15 protein-coding genes are annotated in these 20,906 nt (G+C 71.1%); 7 read left to right on the forward strand and 8 right to left on the reverse strand.

Annotated elements, in window-relative coordinates:
• Positions 1 to 12 precede the first annotated feature (12 nt).
• A complete protein-coding gene (locus LXT23_RS25630) occupies positions 13 to 2,556 on the forward strand; it encodes a serine/threonine-protein kinase (protein WP_253982915.1) in 2,544 nt (847 codons plus the stop codon).
• A gap of 26 nt (positions 2,557 to 2,582) precedes the next feature.
• Here the strand turns inward: LXT23_RS25630 and LXT23_RS25635 are convergent, their stop codons facing one another.
• From LXT23_RS25635 to LXT23_RS50415, 3 genes are all read right to left on the reverse strand, one after another.
• Positions 2,583 to 3,026 (reverse strand): hypothetical protein, encoded by a 444-nt coding sequence (locus LXT23_RS25635; RefSeq protein WP_253982916.1) that lies wholly within the window; start codon positions 3,024 to 3,026, stop codon positions 2,583 to 2,585.
• Positions 3,027 to 3,192: 166 nt separating this feature from the next.
• Entirely contained in the window at positions 3,193 to 4,956 is a 1,764-nt protein-coding gene (locus LXT23_RS25640; RefSeq protein WP_253982917.1) for a DUF885 domain-containing protein, read from the reverse strand.
• Between the two features lie 75 nt (positions 4,957 to 5,031).
• Positions 5,032 to 7,239, reverse strand: coding sequence for an Ig domain-containing protein (locus tag LXT23_RS50415; RefSeq protein ID WP_253982918.1), 2,208 nt, complete (start codon positions 7,237 to 7,239; stop codon positions 5,032 to 5,034).
• A 173-nt stretch (positions 7,240 to 7,412) separates the two neighbouring features.
• On the opposite strand from LXT23_RS50415, the gene LXT23_RS25650 reads away from it, so the two are divergent.
• Both LXT23_RS25650 and LXT23_RS25655 read left to right on the forward strand, forming a co-directional pair.
• The gene (locus LXT23_RS25650; protein WP_253982919.1) at positions 7,413 to 8,594 is read left to right on the forward strand and encodes an acyl-CoA dehydrogenase; all 1,182 of its coding nucleotides are present in this window, start codon (positions 7,413 to 7,415) and stop codon (positions 8,592 to 8,594) included.
• Positions 8,595 to 8,608: 14 nt separating this feature from the next.
• On the forward strand, positions 8,609 to 9,370 hold the full coding sequence (locus LXT23_RS25655; protein WP_253982920.1) for a class I SAM-dependent methyltransferase: 762 nt from the start codon (positions 8,609 to 8,611) through the stop codon (positions 9,368 to 9,370).
• 2 nt (positions 9,371 to 9,372) lie between these two features.
• On the opposite strand, the gene LXT23_RS25660 is transcribed toward LXT23_RS25655, so the two are convergent.
• Positions 9,373 to 10,692 carry an amidohydrolase gene (locus tag LXT23_RS25660; protein ID WP_253982921.1) on the reverse strand — a complete coding sequence of 440 codons (1,320 nt, stop codon included), beginning with the start codon at positions 10,690 to 10,692 and terminating at the stop codon, positions 9,373 to 9,375.
• An 89-nt stretch (positions 10,693 to 10,781) separates the two neighbouring features.
• Here LXT23_RS25660 and LXT23_RS25665 point away from each other — a divergent pair, with 89 nt between their 5' ends.
• Positions 10,782 to 12,179, forward strand: a complete 1,398-nt coding sequence (locus LXT23_RS25665; protein ID WP_253982922.1) for an alpha-amylase family glycosyl hydrolase — start codon at positions 10,782 to 10,784, stop codon at positions 12,177 to 12,179.
• Between the two features lie 8 nt (positions 12,180 to 12,187).
• Here LXT23_RS25665 and LXT23_RS25670 read toward each other — a convergent pair whose 3' ends face one another.
• Positions 12,188 to 13,837: an alpha-amylase family protein gene (locus LXT23_RS25670; RefSeq protein WP_253982923.1), complete on the reverse strand. Its 1,650-nt coding sequence runs from the start codon at positions 13,835 to 13,837 to the stop codon at positions 12,188 to 12,190.
• A gap of 156 nt (positions 13,838 to 13,993) precedes the next feature.
• Between LXT23_RS25670 and LXT23_RS25675 the strand changes: the two genes are divergently transcribed.
• Both LXT23_RS25675 and LXT23_RS25680 read left to right on the forward strand, forming a co-directional pair.
• Positions 13,994 to 14,974, forward strand: a complete 981-nt coding sequence (locus LXT23_RS25675; RefSeq protein WP_253982924.1) for a TIGR03885 family FMN-dependent LLM class oxidoreductase — start codon at positions 13,994 to 13,996, stop codon at positions 14,972 to 14,974.
• Positions 14,975 to 15,022: 48 nt separating this feature from the next.
• A complete protein-coding gene (locus tag LXT23_RS25680; RefSeq protein ID WP_253982925.1) occupies positions 15,023 to 16,348 on the forward strand; it encodes a DUF418 domain-containing protein in 1,326 nt (441 codons plus the stop codon).
• Between the two features lie 207 nt (positions 16,349 to 16,555).
• Here LXT23_RS25680 and LXT23_RS25685 read toward each other — a convergent pair whose 3' ends face one another.
• The 3 genes from LXT23_RS25685 to LXT23_RS25695 all read right to left on the reverse strand — a co-directional run bounded on the left by LXT23_RS25685 (position 16,556) and on the right by LXT23_RS25695 (position 19,769).
• Entirely contained in the window at positions 16,556 to 17,926 is a 1,371-nt protein-coding gene (locus tag LXT23_RS25685) for a di-heme oxidoreductase family protein (RefSeq protein ID WP_253982926.1), read from the reverse strand.
• 96 nt (positions 17,927 to 18,022) lie between these two features.
• Positions 18,023 to 18,850 (reverse strand): hypothetical protein, encoded by an 828-nt coding sequence (locus LXT23_RS25690; RefSeq protein WP_253982927.1) that lies wholly within the window; start codon positions 18,848 to 18,850, stop codon positions 18,023 to 18,025.
• Between the two features lie 250 nt (positions 18,851 to 19,100).
• The gene (locus LXT23_RS25695) at positions 19,101 to 19,769 is read right to left on the reverse strand and encodes a spermidine synthase family protein (RefSeq protein ID WP_253982928.1); all 669 of its coding nucleotides are present in this window, start codon (positions 19,767 to 19,769) and stop codon (positions 19,101 to 19,103) included.
• 170 nt (positions 19,770 to 19,939) lie between these two features.
• Here LXT23_RS25695 and LXT23_RS25700 point away from each other — a divergent pair, with 170 nt between their 5' ends.
• A complete protein-coding gene (locus LXT23_RS25700) occupies positions 19,940 to 20,905 on the forward strand; it encodes a lipase family protein (RefSeq protein WP_253982929.1) in 966 nt (321 codons plus the stop codon).
• Position 20,906 lies beyond the last annotated feature (1 nt).

The following is a 20,906-nucleotide window of genomic DNA, read 5'->3' on the forward strand; positions in this document are numbered from 1 at the left end:
GGGAGGGCCGCCGTGTCCGGCGAGCCGATGAAACAGGAGCGCGCGGCGGCGCAGCAGCGGGAGCAGGAGCTGTTCCTGGAGTGCCTGGACCTGGAGCCCGAGGCCCGCGCGGACCGGCTCCAGCAGGCCCTCTCCGGCGGGGACTCGGCGCTGGTGGAGCGGGTGCGGCGGCTGCTGGGCATCCACGAGCGGGCAGTCACGACGACGTTCTCTCCGGCGGACGGCGCGGAGGGCGTGCCCCGGGAGTTCCTCGGCGGCTACAAGCTGCTGCAGCGGCTGGGCGAGGGTGGCATGGGGACGGTGTTCCTCGCAGCCCAGTCCCAGCCCGTGCGGCGGCTGGTGGCCGTCAAGGTCGTGAAGCCCGGCATGGACAGCCGCGAGGTGCTGGCGCGCTTCGATGCCGAGCGCCAGGCGCTGGCCTTGATGTCCCATCCGCACATCGCCCGCATCCTGGACGCGGGAGCGACGGAGGCGGGGCGGCCGTACTTCGTCATGGAGTACGTGCCGGGCGTGCCCCTGACGCGCTACTGCGACGAGGCCGGCCTGGGCGTGGAGGCGCGCCTGCGGCTGATGCTCGACGTCTGCGCGGCCGTGCAGCACGCACACCACAAGGGCGTCATCCACCGTGACCTGAAGCCCTCCAACATCCTCGTCACCGAGGTGGACGGCCAGCCCCAGCCCAAGGTCATCGACTTCGGCATCGCCAAGGCGACGAGCGCCCCGCTCACGGACTCGAGCCTGCACACGCGCGTGGGCCACATGATGGGCACGCCGGACTACATGAGCCCGGAGCAGGCGGCGGGCACGCCCCTGGACGTGGACACGCGCACCGACGTGTACGCGCTCGGCGCCATCCTCTACGAGCTGCTCACGGGGGCAACGCCCCATGGCTTCGGCAAGCGGGGAGATGCGCTCGCGGAGGTACAGGCCCGGCTGCGGGAGGTGGACCCACCCAAGCCGAGCGCGCGGGTGCGGGGCTCGGAGGAGGGGGCCGCCCAGGCACGGCGCTGCGGCGCGGACTCGGTGGGGGCGCTGGCGCGTCGCCTGTCGGGAGACGTGGACTGGATTGTCCTCCGCGCGCTGGCCCGGGACCGCTCGCGTCGCTACCCCACGGCGGCGGCGCTGGCGGGAGACCTGTCGCGGCACCTGAAGGACGAGCCCGTGGAGGCGCATGCGCCGTCGCTGGCCTACAGCCTGGGCAAGCTCGTGCGCCGGCACCGCGCCTTCACGGGGGCCGTCGCGCTGGTGGTGGCGGTGCTCTCGCTCTCCTCGGTGCTGCTGGCGCGGCAGGCGCGCGAGGTGGCGCATGAGCGGGACCGCGCCAACGCCGAGGCCGCCACCGCGAACCGCGTGACGGAGCTGCTGGCCGAGGTGTTCCGCGCCGCCGACCCCAACGCCCGTGCCGCGGGCGCGGAGCTCACGGCGCGGCAACTGCTGGACCGGGGCACGAAGCGCGTGCTGGCGGACCTGCCCACGCCGTCGCCCGCGCGCGCCCGGCTGCTCCAGGCGCTGGGGCGCGCGCACCTCAACCTGGGCCTGTACGCGGAGGCGCTGCCTCTGGTGGAGCAGGCGCTGGCCGACAGCCGGCAGTTGCTGGGAGAGGACCTGGAGAACACCTTCGTGCTGCGGCGCGAGGTGGCCCTGGTGCAGCGCCGCCTGGGCCGGCTGAAGGAGTCCGAGGCCACCTTCAAGCAGACGCTGGAGGCCGCGCGAAGGGCGCTGGGGCCCCGGCATCCGGAGGTGTGGTTGGCGACCAGCGGGCTCGCCGCGGTGTACCTCGGCCAGGAGCGGCTGCCGGAGGCGACGCCCCTGCTGGAGGCGGCCTACGAGGGGCTGCGGACGGAGGTGGGGCTCGGGGACGTGCGGACGCTGGCGGTGGCCAGCGACCTGGCGGCGTCGCGCGGACAGTCGGGCCGGTACACGGAGTCGGCGGAGCTCTTCACCACCGTGCTTCACGCACGGGAGCGCAAGCTGGGGGAGCGCCACCCGGACACGCTGGCGGCTGCCTCGAACCTGGCCGTCGTGTACAAGAGCCTGGGGCGCTACGACGAGTCGATTGCCCTCAACCAGCGGGTGCTGGGCGTGCGGCGGGAGGTCCAGGGGCCGGACCACCCCGAGACGCTGGTGTCCATGCAGAACCTCGCGCTGCTGTACCGCCGCACGGGCGACTCCGCGCGCGCGGCGCCGCTGATGCGCGAGGCGCACGCCGGGATGGAGCGCGTGCTGGGGCCGAAGCACATGCAGACGCTGCACGCGACGTACAACCTGGGCCTGGTGCTGACGGAGACCCCGGAGACGCACGCGGAGGCGGAGGCGCTGTTCCAGCGGGCCGTGCAGGGCTACGAAGCGGCGGTGGGACCGCGCAACATGCTGGTGCCCCGCGTGCTCGTAGGGCTGGCCCACCTCCATGCGAAGCGGGGAGACACGGCCCTGGCGGTGCGCGAGCTGCGGCAGTCGTTGGACGCGGGCCTGTCTCGCAAGGCCGTGCTCGACGACCCGACGCTGACCTCGTTCCGGACCGTGCCGGAGCTCTCGGCGCTGCTGGCACAGCCGTAGTTAGAGGCACGGGGCTGGCGCCGCGGCTACCGCGAGCCGATGGGGCGCCGGAGCTGGTAGCTGCCCGCCATGGGTTGGCGGAGCTGGTAGCTGCCGGCCATCGGCTGCCGAAGCTGATAGCTACCGGCCATGGGCTGCTGGAGCTGGTAGCTGCCCGCAATGGGCTGCTGGAGCTGATAGCTGCCGACGAGCGGCTGTTCGAGCTGGTAGCTGCCCGCCAGCGGCTGTTCGAGCTGGTAGCTGCCCGCCAGCGGCTGCTCCAGCGCGTATTCGTCCCCAGCCAGGGACTGCTGCCATGCGGAGTCCTGCTGCGGCGTCAGGTCCCCGGGCACGGGCTGCTGCCATTCGTAGCTCACGGAGGAGCCGTCGTCCCAGGTGGACTGGGAGGCCTGTTCATCCACGTCCTGCGCCTGCGCCACGCAGAGCGCGCCCAGGCACATTGCCGCCATCGCCATCAGGTGCTTCCGCATGGTCGCTCCTTCCGTTGCCGTTCCAGGCACGGCCCACCTTTGAAGATGGCCGTGCCTCCAGGCTCCGAGGAGCTTCCCGCGCTACCGTGCGAGTGCCCGCCCGGGCAGGGGCAGGCAGCCAACCTGTCGGACAGTCGGACAGGCTGTGCCCGACCCGCCGCGCCCCTCAGCGCAGCAGCAGCCTGCGCACGAGCGGCAGGGGCAGGCTGCCCTGGGCCACGAAGGCGTCGTGGAACTGCTTGAGGCTGGCGCCCTTCGCCGTGTAGTCGCGCGCCAGCCGCTGAACCTCCAGCTTGCCGAACGTGTAGTAGAGGTACGTGGGGTTGTACGCGCCACGGCGGGCCTCCTCGTACGCCGTGGACGGCTGCTGGAAGCACCTCTCGCGGAAGAGCCGCGCGCCGTCCTCCACCGTCCAGCCCGCGGTGTGCAGCTTGATGCCCGTCACGTAGCGGCAGTCTCGCAGCAGCGCCTCGGAGAGCTGGGCCAGCCGCAGCTTCGGGTCCCCGTTGCCGTAGCCCTGGTCGAGCATCATCTGCTCCGTGTAGTGCGCCCAGCCCTCCGCGTTGCTGCCCACGCTCACCAGCTTGCGCACCTTGGTGGGGAAGCGCGGCGCGTAGAGGAACTGGAAGTAGTGGCCGGGCCACACCTCGTGGATGTTGATGACCTCCACGACGGGCTTGTTGTAGAGGCGCAGGTGCTCCTCCTTGTGCTTCGCGTCCCACTTGGGCTCCACCGGCGTAACGTAGTAGAAGGCCTCGGTGGCCTTCGTCTCGTACGGCCCCGGCGTGTCCATGGACGCGAAGCTTCCCGAGCGCGCGTAGGGCGGCGTCTCCTCCACGCGCGGGCGGACCTCGGAAGGAATGGTGACCAGGTCCTTCTCCACGAGGAACCGGCGCACGTCCTCCACCGAGCGGCGCACGGACGGAATCAGGCCCTCCGCGGTGGGGTGGTCCTCCTCCAGCGAGGCCATCACCTGCGCGGGTGTGAGCCTGGGGTTGATGCGCTTCGCGGTGGCGACGAACTCCTGGTAGTCCTTCTCGAGGTTCGCCTCGCCCCGCGCGAGCAGCTCCGGCAGCGGCAGGTCGATCATCTCCTCGTAGCGGAGCTTGGTGAGGAAGCGCTCCTCACCCAGCGCATACCTGCCGGTGGAGCGGGGCAGCAGGTCCTGCTCCAGCCAGCGCGTGAAGTCCTTCACCGCCGCCACGGCCTGGGCGTTGGCCTGGGCGAACTCGGCCAGCAGCGCGGCGTCACCGCCCGCCGCGTCCTTCGCCCACTGCGCCACCGAGCCCTCGAAGAAGCCCACCGAGCCCTTCGACATGCGCAGGGCCAGGTCGGTGAACTCGCGGGGCGGCTCCTGGACGTTGGCCTTGCCGGCGGCGAACACGGCGGGCACCGCCTTCAGGCGCGCGATGACCGAGCGCAGCCGCTCCGCCTTCGGGGCGAAGTCGCGCTTCATCAGCCCGTCCACCGCGCCGCCCGGCAGCCCGGCGTAGAGCATGGGGTTCTTCTCCCAGCTCCGCGTCACGCTCAGCTCGTGATGGTCCGACAGCAGCTGGTGCTCCAGCGCCTCGGCGTCGACGGCCTCGTCGAAGGAGAGTGACGCGCGGTCCACCGCGCGCAGGCGGGCCAGCAGCGTCTCCAGCTCGCGGATGCGTGCCTCGATGCGCGGGCGGCTCAGGTCCTCCAGCCGGGCGTCGTACGCGTGCAGGCCGTACGCGGTGCCATTGGAGGGCGCGAAGGCGAAGGCCGCGTCGAAGATGGCATCCACCAGCTCCGGGAAGGACTCCTTCCGGGCGGTGGTGGCCTGGGGGCTTCCGGTCGGCTCGGGAGGCGCGGAGGCGGGAACCTGCCGCGCGCAGGCGAGCAGGCCACAGCACGCGACGAGCAGCAGCCGTGGGACGGAGGAGCGGGCGGAGGACGTTCCAATCATGCCGCCGTTCTACAAGAGAAAGCGCCCTGCCACCCTCACGGGCAGCAGGGCGCTTTCACAGCGACGTCGTCCGGACTACTTCTTCCGGCGCGAGCGGCGCAGCAGGGCGAGGGCGGCGAGGCCCAGCGCCTGGAAGCCCGCGCCACCGGTGCCGCTGCAGCCGCCGCAGCTCTGCGAGTCGGTCTCCTCGGGGACGACTTCCGGGACGGCCCCCGGGACGACCCGGATGGACACGGACCGCGTCGACTTCTGCCCCAGCGCATCCACCACCGACGCGGTGTAGGCGAAGGTGCCGGTGGCGGTCAGCGTGCCGGAGAGCACGTAGGCGGCGCCCTCCTGCTGCAGCGTCGTGCCCGGGGCCACCGCGCCCGTGTGGCTCCACGTGTACGGCGCGCGGCCACCGTCGGCGGTGAGGCGCGCCTCGAAGCCAGCGCCCTTCGGGACGATGGTCGTCGGGCCGCCGCCCGAGATGGCCAGCGCCCGCACCACGTCGAGCGTGTAGGGGCGCGCGGCGCGCTCACCGCGCGCGTCCGTGGCCACCACGGTCAGGGCGGCGGAGGCCTCCGCGGTGGGGCTGCCGGAGATGACGCCGTCCGCGAGGCTCAGGCCCGCGGGCATCGTGCCCTCCACCACGAAGTCCGTCTTCCCGCCGGGGCCGCGCGTCTCCAGCTCGACGCTGTAGGCGGTGCCGATGACGGCGTACGGCAGCGCGGCGGTGACGATCTCCGGACCGGCCCACGCCTTGCGCTCGGCGACCAGCGCCAGCTCCTCGCTCACGCCGACGACCGTCGTGGTGCCCGTCGCGAAGGAGTCGGCGCTGAAGGCTCCCGCGGCGCCGGTGGCGTGCGACGTCCAGGTGATGCCATCCGGCGAGGCCTGCAGCTCGAGCGGGTTCAGCGTCTCCAGGGTGTCGAGGCGGGCCAGCGTCGTGGCGACCACGAAGGTGCGGTCCACGAACGTCAGCAGGATGGACTCCGGAGCGACGGCCGTGCCCACGGCGGTCATTCCCTCCACCTTCGTCCAGCTCGTGCCCCGGTCCCTGGACAGGAAGAGGCTGCCCGGCGACTCGGTGGAAGGCGTCTCGCCGCTCTCCTTCCAGGTGAAGGCCATCAGGCGGCCGTTGCCGGCGACCAGTTGGGGAACCTCGCGGCCCGCCAGCGCGGCCGACTCCAGCACGTCCCAGCCGGAGCCCTCCGCGTTCGCGCGCACCAGGATGTCGCCCGTGGTGGCCTCCGCGTCCTCCGGCGTGCCCACGGCGATGAACGTGTCCTGCGCGGCGACCACGCGCGAGAAGGTGTACGCGCGGTTCGCGGTCTGGTCAGTCCACTCGGTGCCGTTGGCGGAGACGGCGATGAGGCCCGCGTGGCCCGTGGCCACCAGGCGCGTGCCGTTGGCGGCCAGCGCCACGAACTCGCGGCCCGTCTCGGCGCCCTCGGCCACCGGGTCGCTGTAGACGGCGGCCCAGGTGTGACCGCCATCCGCCGAGGAGAAGATGCCGCCGCCCGAGATGCCGAACCACTTCTCGTGGGCGAAGGCCAGGTGGTTGATGGAGAGGCTGTCCTCGGTGCCCTCGCGCACCGGCGTGATGCGACTCCACTCACGGCCGTCCGTCGAGCTCAGCAGGGACGTCTCACCCGACAGCGCCAGGAAGCCGCCGTTGCCGTACCACACGCGCGACGCGAGGGAATCGGAGCCGTCGGTGCCGTAGGACGAGGCCGCCCAGACGTCGAACGTCGTGGCCGCGGCCACGTTGACGTGGAGCACGCGCTCCAGCCGCCCGGAGAACTTCGTGCCGGCGTAGGTGGGCTCGCCCTCGCCCGGCTCCACCGCGCGGAAGCCCGTGGCGTACGCCAGGCGGTACGCGCCCTGGGCCACGGCGGGAACGCTCAGCGACAGCGAGGCCTTCGCGGTGGACGCCGTCTGGCCCTCGATGGTGACGCGGTCCGACGTGAGGCAGTGCCACGCGGCGCCCTCCACCGCGTGGGCAGCCTGGGCCTCCGTGGCGACCTCCGCGGCCGCACGTCCCTCGGCGCTGCTGCCACCGTTGAAGGAGTAGCTGCCGCTCGGCGCGCTCCAGCCCGTGGGCAGGGCCACGCAGGCCACCATCTGTCCGTCCAGCGACGAGGACGCACCCGAGCCGAACCTCGCATGCAGCTCGAGGGGGACGGAAGCACCGCTCTCGACTCGTGCCTCGTGGCTGATGAAGGAGGAGCTCTGGCAACCACTGACAAGCCACAGCGCGGTGCCCATCAGGGCCTTCGTCGCGCGTCTGCTGTTGAACACGGAATAAATCCTCTCGCGGGACCTACAAGATTTACTGTTTACAGTTCTACAGTGAGTAGAGTCAAATTCACTCGGACTGTAAGTTCGAGCGGTCCGATGTCCTGGGTTTCACAGTCCCGTGACGCGGGGTCCCACCAGGGGAGCCGGTTGCGGTGGCGGGTTACGCTCGGCGGATGAGCCAGCGAACCCCATTCCAATGGGAAGACCCGCTCCTGCTGGACGAGGAGCTGCGGGAGGAGGAGCGGCTGCTGCGCGACAGCGCCCGCGCGTACTGCCAGGAGCAGCTGATGCCGCGCGTGCTGGAGGCGAACCGGCACGAGGTCTTCCACCGGGAGATCATGAACGAGATGGGGAGTCTCGGCCTGCTGGGCGCGACGCTACCCGCCGAGTACGGGGGCGCGGGGGCGTCGTACGTGAGCTACGGGCTGCTCGCGCGCGAGGTGGAGCGCGTGGACTCGGGATACCGCTCGGCGATGAGCGTGCAGTCCTCGCTCGTCATGTACCCCATCTTCGCGTACGGCTCGGAGGCGCAGCGGCGCAAGTACCTGCCGGGCCTGGCGAAGGGAGAGCTCGTCGGCTGCTTCGGCCTGACGGAGCCCGATGCGGGCTCGGACCCCGGCTCCATGCGGAGCAGGGCGGTGAAGGCCCCTGGGGGCTACCGCCTCTCCGGCACCAAGCAGTGGATTACCAACTCCCCCATCGCGGACGTCTTCGTCGTCTGGGCGAAGGACGAGCAAGACGAGATTCGCGGCTTCGTGCTGGAGAAGGGCATGAAGGGGCTCAGCGCGCCGAAGATTGAAGGCAAGTTCTCGCTGCGCGCCTCGGTGACGGGCGGCATCGCCATGGATGACGTGTTCGTCCCCGAGGAGCATCTGCTCGCGGGTGTGAAGGGGCTGAAGGGCCCGTTCGGGTGCCTGAACAACGCGCGCTACGGCATCTGCTGGGGCGCCATGGGCGCGGCGGAGTTCTGCTGGCACACGGCGCGCACGTACACGCTGGAGCGGATGATGTTCGGCCGGCCGCTGGCGGCCACGCAGCTCATCCAGAAGAAGCTGGCGGACATGCAGACGGAAATCACCCTGGGGCTGACGGCGGTGCTGCGCCTGGGACGGCTGAAGGATGCGGAGCGGGCCGCGCCGGAGGCCATCTCCCTGCTCAAGCGCAACAACTGCGGCAAGGCGCTCGACATCGCGCGCACCGCCCGGGACATGCTGGGCGGCAACGGCATCGCGGACGAGTACCACGTCATCCGCCACGTGATGAACCTGGAGGCGGTGAACACCTACGAGGGCACGCACGACGTACACGCGCTCATCCTCGGGCGCGCGCAGACGGGCCTCCAGGCCTTCAGCTGAAGCGAGAGGGAGTCATGCGGATGCAGTACCACAAGCACGGAGTGCCGCTGTCAGCGACCCGGGCGCTGGGGGAGACGCGGGCCTTCCTCGAGCCCCTGCTCCAGGGGCGCCGCCGCGTCCTCGACGTGGGCTGCGGGCAGGGCGAGCTGGCCCAGGCGCTCGCATGGGCGGGCCATGAGGTGACGGCCCTGGACGTGAAGCTGCCCATGGCGCCCGCCCCCGTGCCGGGGCTCACCTGGCACGAGGAGGGCTTCCTCACATTCGAGTCGGAGCCGTTCGACGCCATCCTCTTCGTGACGTCGCTGCACCACCTCAGTCCGCTGGCCGACGCGGTGGAGCAGGCGCGCCGGCTGCTGGTGCCCGGCGGGCTGCTCCTCGTCGAGGAGTTCGCGCTGGAGGCGCCGGATGCCACCACCGCGCGCTGGTACTACGGCGTGCAGGAGCTGCTGGCCGCCGCGGGCCGCTACCCGCCCGAGCGAATCACCGGCGACGCCTCCATGGACCCGCTGGAGCGCTGGCGGCACGCGCATGAGCATGAGCCGCTCTCGGAGGGCCGGCGCATGCGGGAGGAAGTGGGCCGGCGGCTGGAGCTGCTCGACGCACGCGAAGGTCCCTACCTGTACCGGTACCTCGTCGCGGGTGTGGCGGAGGCGGTGGGCGGGGACATCCAGCTGATGGAGTCGCTGTCGGCCCAGCTCTTCGAAGCCGAGCGGCGAGACGTGGCCTCCGGCGTGCTGAAGCCGGTGGGCCTGCGCCTCGTCGCGCGGAAGCCCTGACGTCAGGGCTTGCCCAGGAGCTCCAGCGCGGCGGTGGTCAGCGTGGTGACGCCGGTGCGCAGCGTGCGCTCCCGGTCCGGCGCGTAGAGAGGCGAGTGCGCCGAGGGCAGCGTCTCGCCCGCAGCCTTCGCCTGGGCGAAGCGCTTCGGCTCGGTGATGCCCAGCCACAGCATCACCGCGGGGACGCCCGCGCGGCCGTACTCGGAGAAGTCCTCGCCGCCCATGACGGGCGGGGCCTCGCTGAGGTTCTTCTCGCCGAGCACCCGCCCCACCGCTGCCACCAGCCGCTTCGTCAGCTCGGGGTCATTGAACGTCGCGGGCGTGCCCTCGGTGACGGAGATGTCGGGCGGGCGGGGCGCGCCGGAGGCCTGGGCCTCGGCCTTCGCCACGCGCTCGATGCCGGCAATCAGCGCCTTGCGCACCTCCGGCTTGTACGTGCGCAGCGTGAGCTGCAGGCGCACCTCGTCCGGGATGATGTTGTGCTTCGTGCCGCCGTGGATGGAGCCCACCGTCAGCACCGCCGGCTCCAGCGGGCTCTTCTCTCGGCTGACGAGCATCTGGAAGGAGAGGATGGTGCGCGCCGCCATCACCACCGGGTCCACCGTGGTGTGCGGGTAGGCGCCGTGCCCGCCCTTCCCGTAGAGCGTGACGTCGATGGAGTCCACGCTCGCCATCGAGTAGCCGGGGGTGAACTGCACCGTGCCCGCCGCGGCGGTGGCCACGGTGTGCTGGGCCACTGCGAAGTCCGGCTTGCCGAAGCGCTTGAAGAGGCCATCGGCCAGCATGGCCCGGGCGCCCGCGCCGAGCTCCTCGGCCGGCTGGCCCACCAGCATCACCGTGCCACGCCACCGGTCCTTCGACTTCGCCAGCAGCGTGGCGGTGCCCAGCCACGTCGTCATGTGCACGTCGTGCCCGCACGCGTGCATCACCGACACCGTGGCGCCCGTGGCGTCCTTCACCTTCACCTTGCTGGCGTAGGGCAGGCCCGTCTTCTCCTCCACGGGCAGCGCGTCCAGGTCCGTGCGCAGCATCACCGTGGGGCCCGTGCCGTTGCGCATGAGCGCCACCACGCCGTGTCCGCCCACCTTCGTCGTCACCTCGTAGCCCAGCTTCTTCAGGCGCTCGGCCAGCTTCGCCGCCGTCTTCTCCTCCTGGAGTGACAGCTCGGGCGTCTGGTGCAGGTCCCGGTAGAGCGCGTCCAACTCCGGGTAGAGCGCGTCGATGCCGCCCAGGACGGGCGAGGGCGCGTCCGCCGCGAGCGCGGTACCGCCGGGCGCGGCGACACAGGCGAAGAGGGCGGCAAGCAGGGCAAGCGATTTCACCAGGCGGTCTCCTGTCCGTGGGGGGAACGGCGGGCAATAGAGCACACCTCGACGCACGGCGTTGAGGTCCGTACCCGGGGTGCACACCCATGGCTGTAATGCCTACCGAGACTCCGCTCGCAGCCCCCGCCTGGATACACGACGCCGTCTTCCTCCACGTGTACCCGCTGGGCGCCTGCGACGCCCCCGCCACCAATGACTTCCACGGTGCGCCAGTCGCGAGGCTGGACGGCCTCCTGCCATGGCTCGACCACTGGGCCGCGCTGGGGGTGAACGCCGTCTACCTGGGCCCCGTCTTCGAGTCGTCCACCCACGGCTACGACACGGCGGACTACTTCCACGTGGACCGGCGCCTCGGCGACGACGCGGCGCTTGCCCGGCTGGCGGACGGGCTGCATGCGCGGGGGATGAAGCTGGTGGTGGATGCCGTCTTCCACCACGTGGGGCGGGGCTTCTGGGCCTTCCGCGACGTGAGGGAGAAGGGGCAGGCGTCGCCGTACCGGAGCTGGTTCTCCGGCCTGCGCTTCGACGGGCGCAACCGCTTCGGCGACCCGTTCGTCTACCAGGGGTGGCGCGGGGTGGAGGAGCTGGTGAAGCTGGACCTGCGCCAGGACGCGGTGCGCCGGCACCTCTTCGACGCGGTGGCCCACTGGGTGGCGCGCTACGGCATCGACGGCCTGCGGCTGGACGCCGCGGACGACATGGACCTGGACTTCTTCGACGGGCTCCACGCCTTCTGCCGGGGCCTGGACAAGCCCCTGTGGCTGATGGGCGAGGTCATCCACGGCGACTACCGCAACTGGGCCCGGCCGGGGCGGCTGCACGCCACCACGGACTACGCGCTGTGGAAGGCGCTCTGGTCCAGCCACAACGACAGGAACTACTTCGAGCTGGCCCACACGCTGAAGCGGCAGGTGGCGCAGGGCGAGGGCATGTACGAGGGGCTCACCCTCTACACCTTCGCGGACAACCACGACGTGAACCGCGTCGCGAGCCTCCTCAAGGACCTGCGGCACCTCCCGCTGCTCTACCTGCTCCTCTTCACGCTGCCGGGCGCGCCGTCGCTGTACTACGGCGGCGAGTGGGGCAAGCAGGGACGCAAGGAGGGCGGGAATGACCGGCCGCTCCGGCCGCCGCTGCCAGCGCCGCCGGGCCCGCCCGACAATCCACCGGGCCTGCGCGCGGCCCTCTCCCGCTTCATCTCGCTCCGCCACCAGCACGAGCCGCTCAGGCGCGGGCACTACCGGGAGCTGCTCGTCCGCAACGAGCAGCTCGCCTACGCGCGCGAGCTGGGTGCCGACGCCCTCGTCGTAGCGGTCAACCTCGCGGACAAGCCGTCGGACGGGGTGGACCTGCCCATGCCGGGCGCGCCGGACGGCGAGTGGGTGGACCTGCTGGAGCCCTCGCGGCGCTTCCCGCTGCGCGGTGGGCGGCTCCAGCTCGGGCCCCTGCCACCCACGTCGGGCCGGGTGCTGCGGAAGGCCTGAGTGGCGCCTCAGCCCTCCTCGTCCCCGGCCTCCAGGGGCTCCACCCGGAACCACCGGTACCCGTACCCCTCCAGCGTCACGCGGTGCCTGCCGCCCTTGCCGGGCGCGGAGTGTGCTTCCGACAGCGCGTGGACGAGCCGCGCCGGAGGCCCTCCCGGGGAGAAGCTCACCTCGCACGCCTTGCCGGAGAGGTTGTGCAGCGTCACCAGCGTCTCGCCCTTCCAGTCGTAGCGCAGCGCGAGCACGTTCTCCGGCTTCACCCGCAGCACCTTCCACTCGCCCCAGCCCAGCTCGGGGCACTCCTTGCGCATGCGCACCATGCGCTCCATCCAGTTGAGCAGCGAGGCCGGGTCCCTGCGCTGCTGCTCCACGTTCACCTGGCGGTAGCCGTAGGGCGCCTCCGCCACCACGGGCCGGAAGGGCTCGGCCGAGCGGGTGAAGCCGCCGTGGGGCTCCGCCGACCACTGCATGGGCGTGCGCACGCTCTGGCGTTCGAAGAGGGACAGGTCCTCGCCCATGCCCAGCTCGTCCCCGTACCAGAGCACCGGCGTGCCCGGCAGTGACAGCATCAGGCTGAAGGCCAGCTCCAGCCGGCGGCGGTCTCCGGAGAGCATGGGCGCCAGGCGCCGCCTCAAGCCTCGGCCATAGAGCTGCATCTTCGGCTCCGGGCCCAGCTCGGCGAACACGCGCTTGCGCCCGGCGGCGGGCAGCCGCCCCAGGTCCAGCTCGTCGTGGTTGCGCAGGAAGTTGGCCCACTGCGCGGTGTGGGGCAGGTCCGGCGCGGAGGCCAGCGACTCCGCCAGCGGCGTGGCGTCCTCCGTCACCAGCGACAGGAAGAGGTTCTGGTTGGCGGCGAAGTTGAAGACCATCTGCATGCGGTCCCCGTCCGTGCCGTAGAAGTTCATCACCTCGTCCATGGTGACGTTGGCCTCCGCCAGGAGGATGGCGTCGCCGGTGCGCCACGTGAGGAACTCCCGCATCTCTGTCAGCAGCTGGTACGGGTCCTCGATGCCGTGGCCCTTCACGCCCTTGAGCTCCACGAGGAAGGGCACCGCGTCCACGCGGAAGCCGGACACGCCCAGCTCCAGCCAGTAGCCCATCACCTTGAGCAGCTCCTCGCGCACCTTGGGGTTGGCGACGTTGAGCTCCGGCTGGAAGGGGAAGAAGCGGTGGAAGTACCAGCCCTTCGCCTCGCGGTCATACGTCCACGTCGAGTCCTGCGAGCCGGGGAACACCATGCCCTTGTGCGCGTCCTTCGGCTTCTTGTCCGCCCAGACGTAGAAGTCGCGGAAGGGGCTGTCCGGGTCCTTTCGCGCGGACTGGAACCACGGGTGCTTGTCACTGGTGTGGTTGACCACCAGGTCGATGATGACGCGCATGCCGCGCTGCTTCGCGTGGTGGGTGAACTCCACGAAGTCGCCCGGTGAGCCCAGCCGCGGGTCCACGCCGTAGTGGTCGGTGATGTCGTAGCCGTTGTCGCGGTTGGGCGTGGGCTGGAAGGGCATCAGCCACAGACAGGTGACGCCCAGGCCCGCCAGGTAGTCCAGCCGCCGCTGGAGCCCGATGAAGTCGCCCACGCCGTCGCCGTTGCCGTCCATGAACGTCTCGACGTCCAGGCAGTACACGACCGCGTTCTTGTACCAGAGGTCCTGAATCATTCCGTCTCCCTGGGCCCAAGGGTGGGGCTTGCGCGCGGAAGTCGTCAGGGTGACCTGCATGGTGCGTGCGCCAGCGCACAACCGGGGGGCCACGCCTTCCATCAGCGGACACTCCGGTGCACGGGAGGCTCGCGGAGGCGGGGGAGGGGGCCCAACGTGCGCGGCCGCATGCTCACCCTCGGCTACCACGCCTCCCACGAACAGTTTCCTCCCAGCGAGCTGCTGCGCCTGGCGCAGAAGGCGGACGCGGCTGGCTTCACGGCGGCGCTCAACTCGGACCACTTCCACCCCTGGAACGAAGCGCAGGGGCACAGCGGCTTCGCCTGGAGCTGGATGGGCGCGGCGCTGGCCACCACGAAGCTGACCAGCGTGGGCGTGGTGAACGCCCCGGGCCAGCGCTACCACCCGGCCATCATCGCGCAGGCGCTGGGCACGCTCGCGGAGATGTTCCCCGGACGCGCCTGGGCGGCGCTGGGCAGCGGGCAGCTCGTCAACGAGGGCATCACCGGCGACACGTGGCCGCCGAAGGACCTGCGCAACGCCCGGCTGCGCGAGTGCGTGGACGTGATGCGCGCGCTCTTCCGGGGCGAGACGGTGACGCACCGGGGGCTCGTCCGCGTGGAGGAGGCGAAGCTCTACTCCCGCCCGGCGACGCCGCCCATGCTGGTGGGCGCGGCGATTACCCCCCAGACGGCGGAGTGGGTGGGCAGCTGGGCGGACGCGCTCATCACCGTGAGCAAGCCGCCGGAGGAGCTGCGGAAGATGGTGGACGCCTTCCGGCGCGGGGGCGGCGAGGGCAAGCCCATGTTCCTCAAGGTGCAGCTGTCGTGGGCGCCGGAAGAGGCGGTGGCGCTCCAGGGCGCCATGGAGCAGTGGGGCACCAACATCTTCGCCAGCTCCGTGCTGACGGACCTGCGGCGTCCCGCGCAGTTCGAGGAGATGGCGCGCACGGTGCAACCGAAGGACCTGGAGGGCCATGTGCGGGTGTCCTCCAGCCTCCAGCGTCACGTGGACTGGCTGGCGGAGGACGTGCGGCTCGGGTTCAGCCGCCTGTACCTGCACAACGTCAACCGCGGGCAGGACGCCTTCATCGAGGCGTTCGCGCAGCACGTACTCCCCGCGCTGCGCTCGGTATGACACCGCGTTGCGGTTGACGCTTTCGGGCCGGAGGCGTCTGCTTGGCGCATGTCCGAGCTCACGCCATCAGCTCCCCCGACCGATGCGGACACCCCGGCCCGCCCGGTAGGCCTCACGGAGCGCGTCAACCTGCTGGACGCACTGCGCGGCTTCGCGCTGTGCGGGGTCTTCATCTCCAACAGCTTCATGTGGTTCAGCGGCAGGACGCTCCTGCCGCGGGAGCAGGCCCAGGCGCAGATGGCGCCGCTGCTGGAGGTCGTGGTCGGCTCCCTCTACCAGTTCTTCGTGAATCAGAAGTTCATCACCCTCTTCTCGTTCCTGTTCGGGCTGGGTTTCTCCATCCAGATGTCCCGGGCCGAGGCGCGCGGGGCCTCCATCGTCCCGCTCTACACGCGGCGGCTGCTCATCCTGCTGGGCCTCGGGCTGACGCACCTGTTCGCCATCTGGGTCGGCGACATCCTCCACACGTATGCCATCGTCGGCCTGGCGCTGCTGCTCTTCCGGAGTCGCTCGACCCGGACGGTGGCGATATGGGCCTTCGGGCTGCTGGTGGTGATGCCGCTGCTGGTGCCCTCCATCCTCAAGTACGGGCCGGTGCTGCTGCACGGCGCGGAGGCGGCGGACGAGGCGGCGAAGGCGAGGACGGCGGAGGAAGCCGGCCACCGGGCACGACTGCTGGCGGCGCTGTCGAGTGACGCGTTCTTCACCGCCCAGGCGGGCAACGGGCGCTACTTCCTGGACACGCTCATCAGGCCCAACAAGCTGCTCTGGATGGGCCTCATCCTGTCCCGGTTCCTCTTCGGTCTGCTGGCGGGGCGGCTCCTCCTGCTCCAGGACGTGGAGGGGCGCCGTGCCCTGCACCGCCGCATCCTCCCCTGGGGGCTGGCGGTGGGCCTGCTGCTCAACGGCACCGGGCTGGTGATGCAGCGCCTGCGCACGGCGGGCGTCTACACGCCGCCGGACAACGTGTGGATGTTCCTGCTGAACTCCAGCCAGGAGATTGGCTACGTGGCGATGGCCGCGGGGTACGTGTCCCTCTTCGCCCTGCTGTTCCAGCGCGAGCGCTGGCGGCGGGTGCTGGGCGTCCTGGAGCCGGTGGGGCGCATGGCGCTCTCCATGTACCTGCTCCAGTCCGTCATCAGCGTGTGCCTCTACAACGGCTGGGGGCTGGGGCTCATCGGCCAGCTGCCGCCCTCGCGCGTCGTGGCGATGGCGCTGGGCATCTTCGCCGTGCAGGTGGTGCTCAGCCACTGGTGGCTGGCGCGCTTCCGCTTCGGCCCGGCCGAGTGGCTGTGGCGCTCGCTCACCTACGGCCGCGTCCAGCCCATGCGCCTGGCGGCGCGGGAGGGGGCCGCGGGAGCGGCGACGTCCTGAGGCGACGAGAGGAAGAGGTAGAGCGCGCCCGAGTGAAAAAGCCGTTGGGGATTCTGAGTTGGAGTCAGACGCCGAACCCTCGGCAGCACCCCCATAGACAAGTGGAGGTGGACGGAGTCGAACCGTCAGGCAAGCGTGTAGGACCTTTCCGGCCGGGCGCGCTCAATCCTCACGGACGGCGCGGGCAATAGACCCTGACAGGCAATTTCAGAGCGAGTTCAGGAACGCGAGCAGCGCCTCGCGGTCCTCGCGGGGCAGCCGGACGTAGCGCTCCTGCGTGGGGGCGGCCTCGCCTCCGTGCCACAGGATGGCCTCCTCCAGGTTCCGCGCCCGGCCGTCGTGCAGGAAGCGGGTGTGGCCGTTGACTGCCTCCACCAGCCCGATTCCCCACAGGGGCGGGGTGCGCCACTCCTGCCCGCTGGCCTGTCCGTCCGGACGGCCGTCCGCGAGCCCCGCTCCCAGGTCATGCAGCAGCAGGTCCGTGTACGGGAAGATTCTCTGGCGTGACAGCTCCGGGAAGCCGGGGACGTCCCCTGTCTCGAACGGCGTGGAGACGTGGCAGCCGGAGCAGCCGATGGCACGGAACACGGCCTTGCCCCGCAGCACCGGCGGCGCGTCCCAGTTCCTGCGCCGGGGCACCGCGACGAGCCGCGTGTAGAAGAGGAGCCGCTCCAGGTCTTCCGGTGTCACCTCGGGCGCGGAGCCCGCCTGCCCGGGGAACAGCTCCGTGGTGAGCCCCATGTCCGCGAACAGCGCGTGCGCGGACTGCTGGAGGACGGAGGGCTGGTTGGCCTTCCAGCCGAAGCGGCCGAGCTTCGTCCGCCGCTCGGCGACGTCCTCGACCTGATTGGGCCGGCCTGAGATTCCGTCCTGGTCCCGGTCGTCCGGGTCCGCCAGCGCGAGCAGCGCCTCCTCGGGAATCGCCTCCAGCAGCCCCAGCCCGAAGTTGACCGGAGCGACGCGAGGGGAGAAGGGCACGCCCTCGCCGAGCGGGCCCCGGGCCAGGTGCTTGAAGGTGTAGCGCGGCTGGAGCAGCGAGAAGGACTCGCCCGACGCGAACTCGTCGGAGCGCTCGTCGTAGTCCACCGTGACGCTGCCCTCGCCCGCGCTGCCGCCCACGCCGTGGAAGTCGAGCTGCTCGCCGTAGCTCGGGTGCGGCCCCCGTCCTCCCGAGGCGCTGAGCTGGAAGACGATGGAGACGGGAGGCTCCGCGGGCGAGGCCGGCGGACGCCCGCGCCCGTCCTTCACGTGGCACGTCATGCAGGAGGCCGCGCTGAAGAGCGGGCCCACGGGGACGGGCGTCTTGCGCGGGTCGCTCCAGTCACGGGCGAACACCTTCTTCCCGTGGTGGAAGTCCGGCCAGCGCGCCCGGTCCAGGTTCATGGGCGAGCGGCCGAAGGAGTTGCGCCCCGCGTCCACCACCGTGGTGGCCCCGCCCGAGAGCTCCTCTCCCGGCTCCGCCGCGGACGCGAGCTCCCCCAGCTCGAGCAGCGGTGGACGTCGCACCGTGTCGGCCCACACCGCGGTGAGCACGAGGGCGACGATGGGAATGCCTGGAAGGAACAACCGCCCGCGCATCGAAGACGCTCCTGGCCAAGCCGGAGGGGAGGGGACTCCGGGGGACGCCGGGCAGGACACAGCGCCTGCCCGGCGACACGCCCGGATGGGACGGGACTACTTCGCCTGGACGATGGACTCACCCAGGATGGTGAGCTCGCTCGCGGCGGCCTTCACGTCGATGCCCGTGAACGCGGTGTACGGATAGTGGCCATCGGCGATGACCTCGGTGAACTCGACCTCGTTGCCCGTGAGGACCCGGCCGTCATCCAGCGTCACCGAGAACGTGCCGCGGGTGTCGCGCATGCGCCACGCGCAGGCACCCACCTCGGGCTGCTCCGCGGACGCCTGCACGCCGTTCTTCCAGATGATGATGTCGTACTGGAGGAAGTCGAAATTGGCGACGACCCAGCGGATGAGGTCCCGCCAGCTGTTGAAGACCATCATGCGCCCGGCCGGCTGGGTCGACGTCCCCTGGAGGACGCCGTTGTTGTACACGCTCATCCGGTAGGCGGAGCCGCCCGGCGAGCCGGTGAAGGTCGGCAGGATGGCCGCCGAGCTCCCGTCGCGGCCCGGGACGACCTTCAGCGTGCTGACGACCTGGTCGCCAGAGCGCGCGGCCAGCTCCAGGCGTCCCTGCGGGCCGCCGAACTTGATGTCGGTGCTCTGCGACCACTTCACGGCGTTGCTGAACCTGCTGGCGACACCGTCCCGCGTCGCGTCCACGAGCCCGGAGACCTTGAGCCCCTGGGTGCTCTGGGTCAGCCGCGCGTTGCCAGTGGCGCAGCTGTTGATGCCGTCGAAGCGCTGCACACACTGCGTCTCCGCGTTCGCTTCCTGGGTCCCGAGCGCGTCCTGCGCGTCGTCGGTTCCATCGCCCTGGCAACCAGCTGCGACGCTCAGGAGCGCGGCGGCCAGCAGTCGTCCCATCATCTTCGGATGCATGTATTACCTCGTTGGTTGTGGGGATGCTGTCTGCCCGCCACACGCGTTCCGGTGCCATGTCCCCCCTGCGGCACGCGGTCCTCGTGGGCGGCGCTGGGAAGACATTGCACCCCTCGCGCCAGCGCGGTTCGTCACGGACCCGGGGCCTGCTCCAGAGGAGAGCGCCGCTGGGAGGAATTGCCTGCTGTAGCGTGCCCTGTCACATGTATCAGTGTTTCAGTGGCACGCCTCGTCACAGCGCGCGGCTGACTCAGCGGCGTCTGCCCATGAAGAGCGTGTGTCGCGTGCCCTTCGTGCCATGCGCGGCCGGGTGCAGCACCTGGACGGTGAAGCCGGCCTGCTCCATGCGGCGCTCGAAGCCGGGCGCGGGCCCCGCGCTCCAGACGCCGAGCACACCCTTCGAGCGCAGGGCCGTGGCGGCTCGCGTGAGCCCGTAGAGCCCGTAGAGCCCCTGGTTGTCGGGGTGGGTGAGGGCGCTGGGGCCGTTGTCCACGTCGAGCAGGATGACGTCGAAGGTGCTGGCATGCCGGCCCATCAGCGCGCCCACGTCGCCTTCGACGACGGTGACGCGGGAGTCCTCGAGCGGTGCGCCCGCGAGCGGGGCGAGCAGGCCCCGGTTCCAGGACACCACCGCCGGCAGCAGCTCCGCCACCGTCACGCGCACGCCGGGGCCCACGCGGTCCAGCACGGCCCGGACCGTGTAGCCGAAGCCCAGGCCTCCCACTAGCACCCGGCCCGTGCCCCGGCTCACGAGGTCCGCGCAGCCCGCCTCCGCCAGCGCCTCTTCGGAGCCATGCCTCCGGCTGGACATGAGCGTCTGTCCGCGCACCCGCAGGACGTACTCGTCACCGCGCCGGGCCAGTGTGACTTCCCCCACCTCGGGGACCTGCGTGGTGTCGAGCGTCTCCCAGGGCTTCATGCAGGGGGCTCTTCGCGCGGAGGCCGCGCCACGTCAAGGCACTCCGGTGCCGCCGACACGTCGGCCCGACACGTCGGCGGGGTGCCCGGCAGCGGCCGCACGAGGGATTCCAGGCACCTGCGTCCCGGCACGACCGCTGCACTGGGGTCCGGCAACGAAAGGAAACGCCCATGTCCTCCACTTTCAGCACCGCGCAGGTCGCCATCACGCTGTCCGCCATCTCGTACCTGGGGCAGCTCAACACGAACTCCGAGCGCTTCACCCTGATGAACCAGGCCATGGCCTCCACGGTGCAGGGCGGGTGGAACATCGTCTGGGGCCCGGCGACGCAGGGCGAGGACCTCGTCTACGTCGCCTCCAACAATGCAGGCGAGTACGCGGTGGTGGTGCGGGGCACGCTGTTCGACCGCATCGAGGACGTCATCCAGGACAAGCGCGTCAAGAAGCAGGAGCCGCTGCCCTTCACCGCCGCGCCCTCGTTCTCGGGGGCCATGGTGTCCGAGGGTGTGGTGGAGGTCTGGACGAACATCGACAAGATGGTCTCCTCGGTGCCGGGCTCGGGCACGGGCTCGCTCTTGTCGTTCCTGCAGGGACTGTCGGGCGCGCCGAGCATCCTCATCACCGGCCACAGCCTCGGCGGGCAGATGGCCACCGTGCTCGCGGCGTGGTTCCAGAGCGCGCTCACCGGGGCCACCCTCCTGCCCCTCACCTTTGCCGCGCCCACGGCGGGCAACCCGGCCTTCGCCTCGGCCTTCGACACCGCCTTCGGCAGCGCCATGCGCTACTTCAACACGCTGGACGTGGTGCCCCGCCTGTGGCCGGCCAGCGGGCTGGAGTCCATCCTGTCGATGTACGTCGGAGGGCCGCAGTGCGGCTGGCTCTGCAAGAAGGCAGTGGAGGGGACCCTGGAAGCGCTCCAGAAGGCGGGCCTGACGTACCAGCAGCCCGCCTCCAGCACGAGCCTCCCCGGCCAGCTCTACTCCACGGGCCTCGTCGGGAAGTTCGAGTCCGAGGTGAACGACCAGCACCGGGCGCTCTATTACATGTACCTGCTGGGCATCCCGCTCACGACCATCCAGGCCCTCAACAGCACGTGGGCTCCGCCGTCCCAGGTCGCGGCCCGCTCCGTGGGCTGAG

The sequence above is a fragment of the Pyxidicoccus xibeiensis genome (assembly GCF_024198175.1).
GTDB classification, from domain to species: Bacteria; Myxococcota; Myxococcia; order Myxococcales; family Myxococcaceae; genus Myxococcus; species Myxococcus xibeiensis.

Bases quoted from the DNA above. Each gene is read 5' to 3' on its own strand.
- LXT23_RS25635 (WP_253982916.1), bottom strand. From the start codon at position 3,026: ATGCGGAAGCACCTGATGGCGATGGCGGCAATGTGCCTGGGCGCGCTC.
- LXT23_RS25640 (WP_253982917.1), bottom strand. From the start codon at position 4,956: ATGATTGGAACGTCCTCCGCCCGCTCCTCCGTCCCACGGCTGCTGCTC.
- LXT23_RS25650 (WP_253982919.1), top strand. From the start codon at position 7,413: ATGAGCCAGCGAACCCCATTCCAATGGGAAGACCCGCTCCTGCTGGAC.
- LXT23_RS25655 (WP_253982920.1), top strand. From the start codon at position 8,609: ATGCGGATGCAGTACCACAAGCACGGAGTGCCGCTGTCAGCGACCCGG.
- LXT23_RS25665 (WP_253982922.1), top strand. From the start codon at position 10,782: ATGGCTGTAATGCCTACCGAGACTCCGCTCGCAGCCCCCGCCTGGATA.
- LXT23_RS25670 (WP_253982923.1), bottom strand. From the start codon at position 13,837: ATGATTCAGGACCTCTGGTACAAGAACGCGGTCGTGTACTGCCTGGAC.
- LXT23_RS25680 (WP_253982925.1), top strand. From the start codon at position 15,023: ATGTCCGAGCTCACGCCATCAGCTCCCCCGACCGATGCGGACACCCCG.
- LXT23_RS25685 (WP_253982926.1), bottom strand. From the start codon at position 17,926: ATGCGCGGGCGGTTGTTCCTTCCAGGCATTCCCATCGTCGCCCTCGTG.
- LXT23_RS25690 (WP_253982927.1), bottom strand. From the start codon at position 18,850: ATGCATCCGAAGATGATGGGACGACTGCTGGCCGCCGCGCTCCTGAGC.
- LXT23_RS25695 (WP_253982928.1), bottom strand. From the start codon at position 19,769: ATGAAGCCCTGGGAGACGCTCGACACCACGCAGGTCCCCGAGGTGGGG.
- LXT23_RS25700 (WP_253982929.1), top strand. From the start codon at position 19,940: ATGTCCTCCACTTTCAGCACCGCGCAGGTCGCCATCACGCTGTCCGCC.